The 15949-nt window shown below is 56.2% G+C and carries 17 protein-coding genes; 8 read left to right on the top strand and 9 right to left on the bottom strand.

All coding sequences use genetic code 11. The annotated features are described in order from the left end of the window. The first annotated feature begins 117 nt into the window (after positions 1–117). Positions 118–480, top strand: a complete 363-nt coding sequence (gene yacL / locus EBA31_RS21665; protein ID WP_020828579.1) for a protein YacL — start codon at positions 118–120, stop codon at positions 478–480. Positions 481–514: 34 nt separating this feature from the next. Here yacL and speD read toward each other — a convergent pair whose 3' ends face one another. From speD to EBA31_RS21650, 3 genes are all read right to left on the bottom strand, one after another. After that, positions 515–1309, bottom strand: a complete 795-nt coding sequence (gene speD, locus EBA31_RS21660; protein ID WP_020828578.1) for an adenosylmethionine decarboxylase — start codon at positions 1307–1309, stop codon at positions 515–517. 27 nt (positions 1310–1336) lie between these two features. Next, positions 1337–2200, bottom strand: a complete 864-nt coding sequence (gene speE / locus EBA31_RS21655; protein ID WP_041415683.1) for a polyamine aminopropyltransferase — start codon at positions 2198–2200, stop codon at positions 1337–1339. Positions 2201–2309: 109 nt separating this feature from the next. Continuing rightward, positions 2310–2657 carry a YacC family pilotin-like protein gene (locus tag EBA31_RS21650; protein ID WP_041415681.1) on the bottom strand — a complete coding sequence of 116 codons (348 nt, stop codon included), beginning with the start codon at positions 2655–2657 and terminating at the stop codon, positions 2310–2312. A gap of 173 nt (positions 2658–2830) precedes the next feature. Between EBA31_RS21650 and cueO the strand changes: the two genes are divergently transcribed. Continuing rightward, positions 2831–4477, top strand: coding sequence for a multicopper oxidase CueO (cueO, locus tag EBA31_RS21645; protein WP_122080172.1), 1647 nt, complete (start codon positions 2831–2833; stop codon positions 4475–4477). 99 nt (positions 4478–4576) lie between these two features. After that, a complete protein-coding gene (gene hpt / locus EBA31_RS21640) occupies positions 4577–5113 on the top strand; it encodes a hypoxanthine phosphoribosyltransferase (RefSeq protein ID WP_071827054.1) in 537 nt (178 codons plus the stop codon). 36 nt (positions 5114–5149) lie between these two features. Here hpt and can read toward each other — a convergent pair whose 3' ends face one another. Next, positions 5150–5806, bottom strand: a complete 657-nt coding sequence (gene can, locus EBA31_RS21635; protein WP_012146699.1) for a carbonate dehydratase — start codon at positions 5804–5806, stop codon at positions 5150–5152. Positions 5807–6043: 237 nt separating this feature from the next. Between can and EBA31_RS21630 the strand changes: the two genes are divergently transcribed. The 3 genes from EBA31_RS21630 (at position 6044) to EBA31_RS21620 (ending at position 9304) form a co-directional block, all read left to right on the top strand. Then, a complete protein-coding gene (locus tag EBA31_RS21630; protein WP_020828573.1) occupies positions 6044–6967 on the top strand; it encodes an ABC transporter ATP-binding protein in 924 nt (307 codons plus the stop codon). Beyond that, entirely contained in the window at positions 6964–7734 is a 771-nt protein-coding gene (locus EBA31_RS21625; RefSeq protein ID WP_020828572.1) for an ABC transporter permease, read from the top strand. Before EBA31_RS21630 ends, EBA31_RS21625 begins: the two co-directional genes overlap by 4 nt. A 289-nt stretch (positions 7735–8023) precedes the next feature. Continuing rightward, positions 8024–9304, top strand: coding sequence for a polysaccharide deacetylase family protein (locus EBA31_RS21620; RefSeq protein WP_046372656.1), 1281 nt, complete (start codon positions 8024–8026; stop codon positions 9302–9304). 39 nt (positions 9305–9343) lie between these two features. Here EBA31_RS21620 and panD read toward each other — a convergent pair whose 3' ends face one another. From panD to panB, 3 genes are all read right to left on the bottom strand, one after another. Continuing rightward, positions 9344–9724 carry an aspartate 1-decarboxylase gene (panD, locus tag EBA31_RS21615; RefSeq protein WP_037416822.1) on the bottom strand — a complete coding sequence of 127 codons (381 nt, stop codon included), beginning with the start codon at positions 9722–9724 and terminating at the stop codon, positions 9344–9346. 135 nt (positions 9725–9859) lie between these two features. Next, entirely contained in the window at positions 9860–10714 is an 855-nt protein-coding gene (gene panC, locus EBA31_RS21610; protein ID WP_048760036.1) for a pantoate--beta-alanine ligase, read from the bottom strand. A gap of 147 nt (positions 10715–10861) precedes the next feature. Further along, positions 10862–11656: a 3-methyl-2-oxobutanoate hydroxymethyltransferase gene (gene panB, locus EBA31_RS21605; RefSeq protein ID WP_020828568.1), complete on the bottom strand. Its 795-nt coding sequence runs from the start codon at positions 11654–11656 to the stop codon at positions 10862–10864. A gap of 169 nt (positions 11657–11825) precedes the next feature. On the opposite strand from panB, the gene qseB reads away from it, so the two are divergent. Both qseB and qseC read left to right on the top strand, forming a co-directional pair. Beyond that, positions 11826–12488 (top strand): quorum sensing response regulator transcription factor QseB, encoded by a 663-nt coding sequence (gene qseB, locus EBA31_RS21600; RefSeq protein ID WP_020828567.1) that lies wholly within the window; start codon positions 11826–11828, stop codon positions 12486–12488. Continuing rightward, the gene (qseC, locus tag EBA31_RS21595) at positions 12485–13843 is read left to right on the top strand and encodes a quorum sensing histidine kinase QseC (RefSeq protein WP_122080171.1); all 1359 of its coding nucleotides are present in this window, start codon (positions 12485–12487) and stop codon (positions 13841–13843) included. Before qseB ends, qseC begins: the two co-directional genes overlap by 4 nt. Before the next feature lie 35 nt (positions 13844–13878). Here qseC and folK read toward each other — a convergent pair whose 3' ends face one another. Continuing rightward, complete coding sequence (gene folK / locus EBA31_RS21590; protein WP_020828566.1) at positions 13879–14370, bottom strand: 2-amino-4-hydroxy-6-hydroxymethyldihydropteridine diphosphokinase; 492 nt, start codon at positions 14368–14370, stop codon at positions 13879–13881. After that, the gene (gene pcnB / locus EBA31_RS21585; protein WP_071844533.1) at positions 14370–15920 is read right to left on the bottom strand and encodes a polynucleotide adenylyltransferase PcnB; all 1551 of its coding nucleotides are present in this window, start codon (positions 15918–15920) and stop codon (positions 14370–14372) included. The genes folK and pcnB overlap by 1 nt, the downstream gene beginning before the upstream one ends. Positions 15921–15949 lie beyond the last annotated feature (29 nt).

Raw genomic sequence — 15949 nt, 5'->3', positions numbered from 1 at the left:
TAACGGGAGGCCTTGGCCTCCCGTTTTATTTTTCTCAGTTGCCAACTTTGCGAGCGCTCACTGAGTTAGTCATGAATTAATGTTTACACTAAGAGAAAGGGCTCAGGAGGGCGTGCTATGGATTACGAATTTCTGCGTGACGTTACCGGTCAGGTAGTGGTCAGATTTTCGATGGGGCATGAGGCGATTGGCCACTGGATCAACGAAGAACTCAAAGGCGACTTCAACCTGCTCGATCGCATCGAAGCCGGGGCGGCGCAAGTGAAGGGCAGCGAGCGTCAATGGCAGCTGGAAGGCCATGAATACACGTTGCTGATGGACGGGGAAGAAGTGATGATCCGCGCTAACCTGCTGGAGTTCGAGGGCGACGAGATGGAGGAGGGGATGAATTACTATGACGAAGAAAGCCTCTCATTCTGCGGCGTCGAAGACTTTTTGCAGGTATTGAAGGCCTACCGTTCTTTTATGCTGAAATACTGAACGTAAGGGCGCGGCGTGCCGCGCCCGATACAGATTACAGATGCGGAATATTGCGGCCGTAATAGATTTCCTGCATCTCTTTCCACAGCAGATCGGTAATCTCTTTACGCTCGGCTTCGCTCAGCGCGTCCGGTTTGGCATTAAACAGGTAGTGCTTCAGATCGAAATCCTTCAGCAACATCTTGGTATGGAAGATGTTTTCCTGATAAACATTCACGTCCATCATGTGGTACAGCGCCTTCATATCATCAGACATAAAGTTCTGGATCGAGTTGATCTCATGATCGATGTAATGCTTCAAGCCGTTTACGTCGCGGGTAAAACCGCGCACGCGGTAATCCATGGTGACGATGTCAGATTCCAACTGGTGGATCAGATAATTCAACGCTTTAAGCGGTGAAATCACGCCGCAGGTGGACACTTCGATATCGGCGCGGAAGGTGCAAAGACCGCCTTCCGGATGGCTCTCCGGATAGGTATGAACGCAGATGTGGCTCTTGTCCAGATGTGCGACTACCGTCTTTGACAGTGGGCCCGGGTGTTCTGAAGTATCGACATCGTCCGGGTCGACCGGCTCTTCGCTGACCAGAATGGTGACGCTGGCGCCCTGAGGCTCGTAGTCCTGACGTGCGATGTTGAGAATATTGGCGCCAATGATCGAGCAGGTCTCGCTGAGGATCTCGGTCAGGCGGTTGGCGTTGTATTGTTCGTCAATGTAGGCGATATAGCCAGCGCGGTCGTCCGCGGTTTTGGCGTAACAAATATCGTAAATACAAAAACTCAGGCTTTTGGTCAGGTTGTTGAAGCCGTGCAGTTTTAGCTTATGCAATTTGGTTCACCTCCTTTATCTTCTCGCTTAACGTGAAACGTTCAGTGCGTCGAGCAAATACTGCGGCAGAGCAAAGCTGCCCGCGTGAATTGCCGGGTTATAATAACGACAGTTTAAGCCGCTTTGATGAAAGCGATGTTGCAGCGTTGGCAAGTCGAGCTGACGCAGTGCCGGGTTTTGGCTGGCCCAGGCGAAGGTCATAATGCCGCCGTAATAGGTCGGGATCGCCGCCTGGTAGAAACTGACGTCCTTGAAGTATTGGCTCAGCTTGGTGTGGCTATTGACCGCTTCGTCTTGCTGCAGGAAGCACACGCCGTTCTGCGCAACAAAAATGCCGCCCTCGTTCAGGCAGCGTGCGCAGCCTTCGTAGAATGCCGAGGTGAACAGGCTTTCGCCGGGGCCGATAGGATCGGTGCAGTCAGAGATAATCACATCGAATTTTTCATCGGTCTGATTAACAAAGTTGACGCCGTCGTCGATCACCAGCTTAAAGCGTGGATCGTCGTAAGCACCGGCATTGTGATTAGGCAGGTATTGGCGGCAGAATTCCACCACGCCGGCGTCAATCTCGACCATGGTGATTTGTTCAACGCCCTGATGACGGCTGACTTCGCGCAGCATAGCGCCGTCACCACCGCCGATGATCAGGATTTTCTTCGCCTGGCCGTGAGCCAGCAGCGGTATGTGGGTCATCATCTCGTGATAGATGAACTCATCGCGCTCGGTGGTTTGCACCACGCCGTCGAGCGCCATAACGCGCCCCAGAACCGGGTTTTCAAAAATCACCAAATCCTGATGCTCGGTCTTCTCACGATACAGCACGTTCTCTACCGAGAAGTACTGGCCGAAGTTGGCATGCAGTGTTTCATACCAAATTTCTTTCTGGGTCATGTGCGGGAACTCCGTAATAACAGCCATGAAAAATTGGCGCAACATCATAGCTAACTCTGCCTGGTGATGCACGGCTGAATTTCAAACAGAGATAGCGGAAGGCGGGGGATTAGTTAGCGTAGGCCAGCAGGCTTAGCGAGTCGCGTGCCAGAGATTTGCATTTGTTCGGGGTAGGAATGGCGATACCACTGAGATCGCGATAGCTGTCTTCACCCAGAGCCTTCATATTAAAACTATTATAGTTGGTCAGATCCCAACGGTTTTGCTGCGCGAAATAAACGATGGCGCGTTTGATTTGTGCATTGGGCAAGTCGTTGTAGCCGCAATCGTTTTTCAAATAAATAAACACCGCCGTCAGATCGGCCAGATCTTCCGCTTCGGACTCATTCAGCGCCAGACTGGCGTTGGAGAACCCCAGCATGGTGAGCAACAGCACCAGTAAACTTGTTTTTTTCATCATGAAAATAGACCTGTTTGTTGTCTACAGACGTTATCACACTTGCCTGTAAAGGCACCAAATTTTATTACTCACAGGTAGCATAACCGGCAGCAAAGGCTTGACCTTCCGCTAAGGGGAGGGTTTAGGCTGACGATTAGATGAGTTAGATCACTGAGAAAAGGGAGTCAGCGATGTTACGCCGTGATTTTATCAAACTGACCGCTGCGCTGGGCGCGGCAAGCGCTTTACCGTTGTGGAGCCGGGGCGCGTGGGCGGCTGAATTGCCGGCGTTACCGATCCCGCCACTGCTGATGCCGGACGCACAAGGGAACATTGCTCTGGCGCTGCAGACCGGTGAGGTGAACTGGCTGCCGGGCAAGGCGACCCAAACCTGGGGCTTTAATGGCGCGTTGCTGGGGCCGGCGGTGCGCCTGCAGCGTGGCAAACCGGTCACGGTGGATATCCGCAATGCGTTGCCGGAAGCCAGCACCGTTCACTGGCACGGTCTGGAAATCCCCGGTGACGTAGACGGCGGGCCACAGGCGCTGATTCAGCCAGGCGCAACGCGCCGGGTGCAGTTCACTATCGAGCAGCCTGCAGCTACCTGCTGGTTCCATCCGCACACCCACGGCAAGACCGGCCAGCAGGTGATGAAGGGCTTGGCCGGGCTGGTGCTGCTGGAAGATGACGAAAGCAGTAAGCTGCCGCTGCCGAAAACCTGGGGACAGGATGATATTCCGGTGATCCTGCAGGACAAGCGGCTGGGCAAGGACGCGCAAATTGAATACCAACTGGACGTGATGAGTGCTGCCGTTGGTTGGTTTGGCGACCGCATGTTCACCAACGGCGCTCAGTATCCCCGCCACGTGGCCCCTCGCGGCTGGCTGCGTCTGCGTTTCCTCAATGGCTGTAATGCACGCTCGCTAAACCTGGCCGCCAGCGATAACCGTCCACTCTATGTGATTGCCAGTGACGGCGGTTTTTTGGCCGAGCCGGTCAAATTAACCGAATTGCCGATGCTGATGGGCGAACGTTTCGAAGTGTTGGTGGATGCCTCTGACGGCAAAGCTTTCGATATCGTCACGCTGCCGGTCAAACAGATGGGCATGACGCTGGCACCGTTCGACCAGCCGCTGCCGGTATTGCATATCCAGCCTTCGCTGGCGCAGGGCATCAAGACGATGCCGGACAGCCTGGTGAAACTGCCAGCGCTGCCTGCGGTGACCGGCATTCAGGAGCGTTGGCTGCAGCTGATGATGAACCCGCAGTTGGATAAGCTGGGTATGCAGGCGCTGATGGATCGCTATGGCCATCAGTCCATGGCCGGCATGAGTATGGATCACGGTGGCATGGGCAAAGGCGACAGCGGTGATATGTCCGGTATGCAAGGGATGGATCACGGCAGCATGAAGGGTATGGATCACGGCAGTATGAAGGGCATGGACCACGGCAATATGAAAGGCATGGATCACGGCGCGAAGCCGTTCGATTTCAGCCATGGCAATATGATCAACGGTAAGGCCTTCGACATGACCAAGCCGATGTTTGAAGCCAAACGCGGCAAGTACGAAAAGTGGACCCTTTCCGGCGAAGGCGACATGATGCTGCACCCGTTCCATATTCACGGCACTCAATTCCGCATCCTGTCGGAAAACGGTAAACCGCCGGCGGCCCATCGCAGCGGCTGGAAAGATACGGTGCGCGTAGAGGGTTGGCGCAGTGAAGTGTTGGTGCGCTTCGATCACCTGGCCAATAGCGATCACGCCTATATGGCTCACTGTCATCTGCTGGAACACGAAGATACCGGCATGATGATGGGCTTTACGGTAGCTGACTGATCTCCTCGTTGTCTTTCAAGTGGCGGCGCACTCGCGTCGCCACCGGCTTCAGGCTATGCTAAACTCTGCGCCCTTCTTCCGGCAACTGACCTGAAAACTATGAAACACACTGTAGACGTAATGATTTCCGAGCAGGAAGTTAAGACCCGTATTGCCGAACTTGGCCGCCAGATCACCGAACATTACCGCGACAGCGGCAGTGATATGGTGCTGGTCGGGCTGCTGCGCGGCTCCTTCATGTTCATGGCTGACCTGTGTCGCACCATCGAAGTGCCGCATGAGGTCGACTTTATGACCGCTTCCAGCTACGGCAGCGGCATGTCCACGACTCGCGACGTGAAAATCCTTAAGGATTTGGATGAAGATATCCGCGGCAAAGACGTGCTGATCGTGGAAGACATCATCGACTCCGGCAATACGCTGAACAAAGTGCGTGAAATTCTGGCGCTGCGTGGGCCGAAATCCTTGGCGATTTGCACCCTGTTGGACAAGCCTGAACGTCGTGAAGTGGAAGTGCCGGTTGAGTACGTCGGTTTCTCAATCCCGGACGAATTCGTGGTGGGTTACGGCATTGACTACGCTCAGCGCTACCGCCATTTGCCGTACGTCGGCAAAGTGGTGCTGCTGGACGAGTAAACTGCTGTGGGCGCGGCATGCCGCGCCCTATGAGCTTTAGATGCCTTTATCCTGTTGCAGCGTGGCCATGGCTTTGCGATAGCCCATTTCCAGGCTTTCGCGGCTGGTCGCAGCCACTTCCAAATCGCGCAGGCGGCCGTCCTGGATCCCGTACACCCAACCGTGAATCATCACTTTCTGGCCGCGTTTCCATGCTGATTGCATGATGGTGGAATGGCCCAGGTTGTAGACCTGCTCAATAACGTTGATTTCACACAGCACGTCGAGACGTTGTTCCGGTTCCAGTTCACCCAGCAGTGAGCTGTGTTTGTACCACAGGTCGCGAATGTGCAGCAGCCAGTTATTGATCAGCCCCAGTTCCGGGTTCTCGACCGCCGCTTCCACGCCGCCGCAGCCCAGGTGACCGCAGATAATAATATGCTCGACTTCCAACACGTCGACGGCGTATTGCACCACCGACAGGCAGTTTAAATCGGTGTGGATCACCAGGTTCGCCACGTTACGGTGAACAAACAGTTCACCCGGCTCCAATCCGGTCAGTCTTTCCGCCGGTACGCGGCTATCAGAACAACCTATCCATAAAAAACGGGGCTTTTGCGCCTGTGCTAAGCGTTCAAAAAAGTTTGGGTCTTCCTTGCTGATGTTAGCTGACCAGGTGTGGTTATTGGCGATAAGCTTTTCGATCTCTTTCATGGCGGTTATAGGCCTGTAACGAACAGATTGCGTTGGGGTAATATAGGACAAGCGTCACAATTTGGATATCGGAACAGTGGCGCCGGGCGATATTCGGCCACTTTTTATTCAATATGGCGGGATGGAACCTGAATATACCGCACGGATTTGCCTCAGTGAAAACGCTGCTGATGATAAGATCATCTTCATTACAAAAACGCAGCAGCATACTCATCGTCACAAGGTACTTTTTAACTTATGAATTATGCACTGGAATTAGCGCAGTTAACCAAGACTTACGCCGGTGGCGTCAAGGCGTTGCGCGGGATCGATCTCAATGTCGAAGCGGGGGATTTCTATGCCCTGCTGGGGCCGAACGGCGCCGGAAAATCCACGACCATCGGCATCATCAGTTCGTTGGTTAACAAAACCTCCGGCAGCGTACGGGTGTTCGGCTACGACATCGACAAAGACATCGTTAACGCCAAGCGTCAGCTCGGGCTGGTACCGCAGGAGTTCAACTTTAACCCGTTCGAAACCGTGATGCAGATTGTGGTCAATCAGGCGGGCTACTATGGCGTGACCCGCCGCGAAGCCTTGGCTCGTGCAGAAAAATACCTGACTCAGCTGGATTTGTGGGGCAAGCGCGAAGAACGCGCTCGCATGTTGTCCGGCGGCATGAAGCGCCGCTTGATGATCGCCCGGGCCTTGATGCATCAGCCAAAACTGCTGATCCTCGATGAACCGACTGCCGGGGTGGATATCGAGCTGCGTCGCTCTATGTGGGGCTTCCTGAAAGAGCTTAACGCCCAGGGCACCACCATTATTCTCACCACTCACTATCTGGAAGAAGCAGAAATGCTGTGCCGTAATATCGGTATTATCCAGAACGGTGATCTGGTGGAGAACACCTCGATGAAGGGCCTGCTGGCCAAGCTGAAGTCCGAAACCTTTATCCTCGATCTGGCGGCGAAAAGCCCGCTGCCGAAGCTGGACGGCTACCGTCATCGCCTGACGGACACCTCGACGCTGGAGGTGGAAGTGATGCGCGAGCAGGGCCTGAACGGCCTGTTTACCCAACTTAGCGCACAGGGCGTCCAGGTCCTGAGCATGCGTAACAAGGCCAACCGGCTGGAAGAGCTGTTTGTCACCCTGGTTAACGGTAATGGAGAAAAAGCATGACGCGTTTGTATTGGGTGGCTTTGCAGAGCATTTGGGCTAAAGAGATCAACCGATTTGCCCGTATCTGGATCCAGACCCTGGTGCCGCCGGTGATCACCATGACGCTGTATTTCATCATCTTCGGCAACCTGATTGGTTCACGTATCGGCGAAATGCACGGTTTCGATTACATGCAGTTTATCGTTCCCGGCCTGATCATGATGGCGGTGATCACCAACTCGTACGCCAACGTGGCCTCGTCGTTCTTCAGCGCCAAATTCCAGCGCAATATCGAAGAACTGCTGGTGGCTCCTGTGCCGACGCACGTGGTGATTGCCGGTTACGTCGGCGGCGGCGTGGCGCGGGGTATCTGCGTCGGCGTGTTGGTGACCGTGATCTCGCTGTTCTTTGTGCCGCTGCAGGTGCATGCCTGGTGGGTGATTGTGGTCACGCTGCTACTGACGGCGATCTTGTTCTCGTTGGCGGGCCTGATTAACGCGGTGTTTGCCACCACCTTTGACGATATCAGCCTGATCCCGACCTTCGTGCTGACGCCGTTGACCTACCTGGGCGGGGTATTCTACTCGCTGACGCTGCTGCCGCCGTTCTGGCAGGCGGTGTCCAAGCTGAACCCGATCGTCTATATGATCAGCGGTTTCCGCTACGGTTTCCTGGGTATCAGCGATGTACCGTTGGCGTTCACCATGGCGGTGCTGGTGGCGTTTATCGCGGTGTTCTATCTGCTGGTCTGGTTCCTGATCGAGCGCGGCCGCGGTTTGCGCACCTGATAGTATGGCGTCCCCGGGCAGACGTACGGGGACGCGTTTATCAATCTGCGGCAAGCATCCCGTAAATCAATAAAATTGCTCGAATAACCCCTTTCTCCCCGCTGTTCAAATCGTGCTATGCTGACGCTCCACATTTTCTCCATTTTGTTATATACCCTATGAATTTCAAGTTGCAGCCAGGCGGCCAGCTCACTCATCCTCAGGTAAATCATGAGATGATCGAGTGCAGGTAACAACGCTGCGGTCTGAAATACGACGGGTATTACGTACTCGTAAGTAGAATATAACCATGCGGTCTACACACAAGATAGCGGCTGGAGTACTCGGCATCCTGTTGTCGTTTGCTTCCCCGGCCGGCCTGGCAAGTTTGTTGTCGGAAGACAGCGCCGTTAAATCCGAATATATGGAAGCGCAGCGCGACAGCGAGGTTTATTCGCTGATTGGCGAACACGTTATTCCGGTCGGCGAAGTGAAGCAGGGGCAGCTGATTCAGGTGTTCCCGGCGGATGCGGAGTATTACGAGTTCAAATTCGGTCACGGCACCGGGTTTATCGATAAAGACGATGTGCGCGATCTTAAAAAATCGCGCAAGGTGAAGGACGATCTTGGCGAGCTGAATAAGCCGCTGACCAACCAGAACCTGATCACTCAAAAGGCGATCAACGTCTATACCGATGCGGATAACACCAGTGATGTGTTTGGCGTGCTGGAAGAGAATCTGCGCTACCCGATTATCGGCAAGCTGAAGGATCGGCTCAACAATACCTGGTATGAGATCAATATTGGCGATCGTCTGGGTTATGTCAGTGAGCTGGACTGCGAGATCGACACCGGTATTCCGGTGCTGACCTACCATCACCTGCTGAAAAACGAAGAGAACAAGCGTTTCCGCCATACCTCGACCACCACTTCCGACGTGGCGTTCAGCAATCAGATGACCTACCTGAAGCAGGCGGGCTACGACACGATTTCCCTGTATCAGTTGGAAGCCTATCTGAACAACCAGATCAACCTGCCCGGCAAGGCTGTGGTGCTGACGTTTGATGACGGGCTGAAATCGGTCTACCGTTACGCTTACCCGGTATTGAAGAATTACGGCTTCCGCGCCACGGCGTTTATTATTTCCTCACGCATCAAGCGCCACCCGCAAAAGTGGAATCCAGATTCGCTGCAGTTTATGAGCATTTCCGAACTGAAGCAGATCCAGGACGTGTTCGACGTGCAGTCGCATACGCATTTCCTGCATCGTACCGACGGCAATCGTCAGCCGATCCTGCTGAGCCGTTCGCTGCACAACATAGAATTCGATTTTGAGCATTCGCGCCGCGCGCTGTCGCAGTTTAATCCGCATGTGCTGTATGTGTCATACCCGTTTGGCGGCTATAACCAACGGGCGATACAGGCGGCGAAGGATGCCGGTTTCCATATGGCGGTGACCACGGTGCAGGGCAAAGTGAAGCCGGGGGACAACCCCTATACGCTGAAGCGGTTGTACATTCTGCGTACCGACTCGATTCAGACCATGGCGGACAGAATCGCCAACAAGCCGGGAACGCTGGTGGTGCAGTAATCAGGAAGAAACGGGCGCCGACGGCGCCCGTTGTGACTTTTAGGCGACCTGAACCGGCACGGCTTTCGCCTTGCGCTGCAGGTTATTGTCGCCTTCGAAGTAGGCCACTTTCGGATGGTGTTGACGGGCATCGGCATCGCTCATCTGCACGTAAGAACAGATGATCAGTTTGTCGCCGACGCAGGCGCAACGCGCTGCCGCCCCGTTGACCGAAATAATGCGCGAGCCGCGTTCGGCGGCGATGGCATAGGTTGAGAAACGCTGACCGTTATCAACGTTATAAATATCGATAGCTTCATATTCCAGAATGCCTGCGGCCTCCAGGAAGTCCTGATCGATGGCGCAGGAACCTTCATAGTGCAAGTCGGCCTGAGTCACTTTCACCCGATGCAGCTTGCCTTGCAGCATAGTACGTATCATAACTTTACCTAACTGAGTATCCGCCTTCACAGGCGATTGAGGTTGAACATCCATCCGGCGTTTATCGTCACCGATAAGTCCCTCCATGTCTACTTTCAGAGGGGCTGTAACAGTGACGACTGCACAAAAAGTAGCTTACAGCGTCAGATCAACCTGCTGGTTGTCAATCAAGCGCGCCTTGCCGAGCCAGGCGGCCATCAGCACCACTGCCCGTTGGCTTTCCACGCCCAGCGGTTGCAGGCTGTCGGCGTCACGGATAAACAGTTCGTCCGGTGTGAAACCAGCGCTGCGCAACTGAGCGGCGGTGTGTTCCAGCAACTCGTCGACATGCCGTTCGCCGTTGCTGAGCTGCTCTGCCAGCGCATTCATGATCTTGCTGAGTTGAGGGGCGATTTTACGCTCTTCGGCGGTCAGGTAGCCGTTGCGTGAACTGAGCGCCAGGCCATCCTTAGCGCGTACGGTAGGCACGCCGACGATGTCGATGTCGTAACCCATGTCCGCCACCATTTTGCGGATCAACGCCAGTTGCTGATAATCCTTCTCGCCAAAACAGGCCAGATCCGGCTGCACCAGGTTGAACAGCTTGCTGACAATGGTCGCGACGCCGCGGAAGTGGCCCGGACGGCTGGCCCCTTCCAATATGGAGGACAGGCCAGGTACGTCGACATAGGTTTGTTGCTCCAGCCCCTGCGGGTAGATATCGGCCGGCGCGGGTGCAAACACCAGCTCTACGCCGCGACGGGTCAGCTTTTCGCTGTCCTCTTGCAGGGTGCGCGGGTAGCGCGCCAAATCGTCAGGGCGTTCGAACTGCATCGGGTTGACAAAAATACTGACCACCACGACATCGGCACGTGCACGTGCTTCATCGACCAGCGTCATATGGCCTTCGTGCAGGTTGCCCATGGTCGGCACCAGCGCGATGCGTTTACCCTCTTGACGCCAGCGGCGGATCTGCTGACGCAACAGAGGCAGGGTTTCGATAATTACCATTCCATAACTCCTTGATAGGCTATTTTGCTTGCCTGATTGCGATTGGGCAGTGCTCGTTCTCCTCACGTACTAGGTGTACGCTCCGGGAACTGCGCGCTGGCCGCACTCAACCAGGCGGCGCCAATCACGCCTATTTAAACCATGCCGTTAATTAAATGAGTGCTCTTCAGCGGGGTAAATTCCTTGCTCCACGTCCTGAATATAGTGTTGCACCGCCGAGCGGATATCGCCGCTTTGCGCCAGGAAGTTTTTAGCGAATTTAGGCGTGTGGCCGCCGGTGATGCCGAACGCGTCGTGCATCACCAGGATTTGGCCATCGGTGGCATTGCCAGCACCGATGCCAATCACCGGAATGGTCAGTTCTTCGGTGATCTTACGCGCCAATTCGGTTGGCACGCATTCCAGCACCAGTAGCTGCATGCCGGCCAGCTCCAGATTTTTGGCATCTTCCAGCAGTTGCTTGGCGGCAAGCTCATCACGGCCTTGCACTTTGTAGCCACCAAACACGTTAACGGATTGCGGCGTAAGCCCGAGGTGGCCGCACACCGGCACCGCACGTTCCGTCAGCATTTTTACCGTTTCGCACAGCCAGCTGCCGCCTTCCAGCTTCACCATGTTAGCACCGGCCTGCATCAGCTCGGCGGCATTGGCACAGGCCGATTGTGGCGTGGCGTAACTCATAAAAGGCATATCGGCCAGCAACAGACAAGCTGGGGCGCCGCGGCGGACGGCGCGAGTATGATAGGCAACGTCGGCGACGGTGACCGGCAGCGTGGAGTCGTGGCCCTGCAGCGTCATCCCCAGCGAGTCGCCTACCAGCAACACTTTAACGCCTTGCTCTTCAAACAGTTTGGCAAAGCTGGCATCGTAGGCGGTGAGGGAAGCAAACTTGCGTTGTTCCTGCTTCCACTGGCGCAAATGGGTCACGGTGGTGGGTTTCATCACTACGTCTCCTGAATAGGGCCGAGCGGTATGCGCAGGGCCCTGGCTGCAAAAAAGTGCTGTCATTCTACTGTAACCCTAACGGGGTGGGTAGCGCAGATCATCATGCTTAAGAGCTTCTTAAGAACCTTGTGGTGTAATGGGCGGCAATGGCTAAAAAAGGACGCACATGCGAATTTTGCTGATAGAAGATGACAAGTTAATTGGCGACGGCATCAAGGCCGGTTTGACCAAACTTGGCTTTAATCTGGACTGGTTTACCGATGGTCTGGTGGGGAAAAATGCGCTGGAAAGCGCGCCTTACGACGCGGTTATTCTCGATCTCAGTCTGCCGGGTCTCGACGGTTTGGATCTGCTGCGACAGTGGCGGCAGGCTGGCCACGACGTGCCGGTGCTGATCCTCACCGCGCGTGATGCGTTGGAGCAGCGGGTCAGCGGCCTGCAGAGTGGTGCCGACGATTACCTGTGCAAGCCTTTTGCCCTGGCGGAAGTTGCGGCTCGCCTGCAGGCGTTGATCCGTCGTCGCCACGGCCAACTGATGCCGCAGCTGGTGCATGGCAATGTGGTGTTTGACGCCGCCACCCGCAGCGTGAGCTGCAACGGTGAACCGGTCACGCTGACACCGCGCGAGCTGGCGGTGCTGGAACTGTTTCTGCACAACAAGGGGCGGGTGCTGGCGCGGCCGCTGATCCAGGAAAAATTGTACAACTGGGACGACGAGGTCAGCAGCAACGCGGTAGAAGTGCATATTCACCACCTGCGACGCAAGTTGGGCAATAGTTTTATCCGCACCATTCACGGCGTGGGTTATACCCTGGGGGATGTGCCGTGAAACATCTTAGTCTGCGGTTGCGGCTGATCCTGATCTGCAGCCTGTTGGCATTATTGACCTGGTGCTCCGCCAGTTTGGTGGCGTGGATGATGACGCGCAACAACATCAACGAAGTGTTCGATACCCAACAGATGTTGTTCGCCAAACGCCTGGCGACCGCCAATCTGGGGGATCTTTTAGCCGACGAAAATGCACGCAGCCTGCCGAAAACCAAGAAGCTGGTGCATCACGGTAAACGCGGCGAGCAGGATGACGACGCGCTGGCGTTCGCCATTTTCGACCGTAACGGCAAGATGTTGCTCAATGATGGCGAGAACGGGGCGGATTTCCTGTTTGATGGCGAGCGAGAAGGCTTTACCGATGGTGAACGCAAAGGCGATGACGATAGTTGGCGGCTGCTGTGGCTGACCAGCCCGGACGGGCGTTATCGCATCGTCGTGGGGCAGGAGTGGGACTATCGGCGCGATATGGCGTTGGGCATGGTGACCGGGCAACTGGTGCCCTGGCTGGTGACGCTGCCGATCCTGATGCTGCTGATTGCCTTGATGGTCGGGCGAGAACTGAAGCCATTGCGCACGGTCGCCGCTGGACTGCGCAAGCGCGCTCCGGATGACGCCACACAGCTGGACGCGCGCCAGGTACCTACCGAAGTGCGCCCACTGGTGGATGCGCTTAACGCGCTGTTTGCCCGCATTAATGCGCTATTGGTGCGTGAGCGGCGCTTTACCTCCGATGCGGCCCATGAGCTGCGCAGCCCGCTGGCGGCGCTGCGGGTGCAGACGGAAGTGGTGCAACTGGCGGGTGATGATGAACAGATGCGCGAGCATGCGCTGGAAAACCTGACGGTGAGTATCGATCGCGCGACCCGGCTGGTGGATCAGCTGCTGACGCTTTCGCGGCTGGATTCACTGTCTGATCTGGCCGAACTGGAAGCGGTCGACTGGGGGCAACTGGTGCCGATGACCCTGGCCGAACAGGATCGTCATGCCCATGCCGCAGGTGTCACGCTGCGCTATGAACAGCAGGGCACACCACCGCCGTTACAGGGGCAAGCGCTGCTGCTGTCGCTGCTGGTGCGCAATCTGGTGGATAACGCAGTGCGTTACACACCGGCAGGCGGCACCGTTACGGTGAAGCTGACAGAGCGGATGCTGAGGGTCGAAGACGATGGTCCGGGCGTGACGGAGGAACACCTGACAAGGCTGGGGGAACGTTTTTATCGCCCACCAGGACAGGAACAAACCGGCAGCGGGCTGGGATTATCCATAGTGCAGCGTATCGCCAGTTTGCACGCTCTGCGCGTCAGCTTTGCCAATCGGCCGGAAGGGGGATTTGTCGCGCAGGTGGTGCTGTGAGGGCGCCGTATATGAACTGCGCACGACGCTGGCGTTTACTTGGGTTTATGCCACAGTTCCATGCCGTTTTCCGGCACGCGCTTCAGGCAACTGGTCAGCGACTCGCCGTCCGGGAAAATCAGGTCAGGGGCGATTTCCGCCAGCGGGTAGAGCATGAACTCGCGTTCTTTCAGGCCGTAATGCGGCACCGTCAGGCGATCGGTATGAATAACCTGATCGCCGTACAGCATGATGTCTAAATCGAGGGAGCGTGGGCCCCAGCGCTCATCTTTGCGCACGCGGCCCTGATTGCGTTCTATCGCCTGGGTATGATCCAGCAGCTGTTCCGCAGGCAGCAAGGTATCCAGCGCCACCACCGCATTGAGAAAGTCCGGCTGGTTTTGCGGCCCCAGCGGCTTGGTACGGTAAAACGAAGAACAAAGGATCAACCGGGTGCGCGGGAGATGCTCCAGCGCTTCCAGTGCGGCCTTGACCTGTTGCAACGGGTGCGCCAGGTTACTGCCCAGCGCGATATAAACGCGGATCATTATTCCCCTTCTTTACGCGGCGTCCGACGGCGAGGGCGGCGTTGACGCGTGCGGCGCGGCGCCGGATCGTCACCCAAGGTACTCAACATGTTCTTTTGGCGCGCCGGGGTGGCTTCCTGGAACTCGCCCCACCATTCGGTCAGACGCAACATCTCCTGGTTTTCTTCCACTTCGGCACGCAGCGCCAGCAGATCGTAAGCGGCGCGGAATTTCGGGTGTTCCATCAGCTTGTGCGCGCGCTTGCCCTGGCGGCGAGACAGACGGAGCTGCAACTGCCAGATATCGCGAACCAGCGTGGTAATGCGTTTCGGGATCGCCAATGAACGGCATTGCTCGTCCAGCACGTCATTCATGGCCAGTGCGAAGGCGTCGTAGTACGCCAGACCGCTTTCCTGCGCCAGTTTCTGCGCATGTTCCAGCAGCGGATACCAAAGCATAGCAGCAAACAGGAATGCCGGATTGACGCGCATGTCGTTTTGCAGACGGTAGTCGGTGTTCTTCAGCACCTGAACCAGAATACGCTCCATTGGCGTGTCATGGGTCGGGGTGAAATGACGTGCGATCTGCGGGAACAACGGCTGGAACAGCTGGTATTCACACAGCTTCAGATAGGTTGGGTAACCGTAGCCTGCCTGCAGCAGTTTCAGCGACTCTTCAAACAGGCGCGCCGGTGGGATCTCATGCAGCAGCGAGGCCAGACGCGGGATCGGCTCGGCGGTTTCGTCACTGATGGTCATGTCCAGCTTGGCGGCAAAGCGCACCGCACGCAGCATGCGCACCGGGTCTTCGCGGTAGCGGGTTTCCGGATCGCCAATCAGACGAATCACGCCCTGCTTCAGGTCGCGCAGGCCGTCGACGTAATCACGCAGGGTGAAGTCCGCCACGCCGTAATACAGGCTGTTGATGGTGAAGTCGCGACGCTGAGCATCTTCTTCGATCGAACCGAAGATGTTGTCGCGCAGCAGCATGCCGTTTTGGGCCTGCTGGGAAGAGTTTTTGTCAGAATCCGGCGTTTGCTGTTCGTGGTGGCCACGGAAGGTGGCAACCTCGATGATTTCCGGCCCGAACATCACGTGCGCCAGGCGGAAACGGCGGCCCACCAGGCGGCAGTTACGGAACAGCTTGCGCACTTGCTCCGGCGTGGCGTTGGTGGTGATGTCGAAATCTTTCGGTTTTTTGCCCAGCAGCAGGTCACGTACACCGCCGCCGACCAGATAAGCTTCGAAGCCGGATTTATTCAGGCGGTACAGCACCTTCAGCGCGTTCTCACTGATGTCTTTACGTGAGATGGAGTGCTGATCGCGGGGGATAACGGTCATTGGGCCGGTTCCCTCTGCGGCAGGAAAAGGTGGGCGTTTACGCGGTGCCTGCCGGCGGGCAGGAGTATCTCTGCCGCGATCGGCGGAACGTTGCTGCGGCGCAGACGGCTTCGCAGCCACCGCGCTTTCTTCGCGGACTACGTTTGTATCGCTGACCGGCGCATCGTCACGCGGCAGCTTGTCATCGCGGGTTAGCACCTTACGGCAGAAATTGGCTACTCGGGTAAAAATGGTACACCTCGATAGTGTCTGAAAAAAAT

Origin of the sequence: Serratia sp. P2ACOL2 (genome assembly GCF_003691565.1) — a bacterium.
Lineage (GTDB): Bacteria > Pseudomonadota > Gammaproteobacteria > Enterobacterales > Enterobacteriaceae > Serratia > Serratia liquefaciens.
This window is presented reverse-complemented; position numbering and strand designations above follow the sequence as displayed.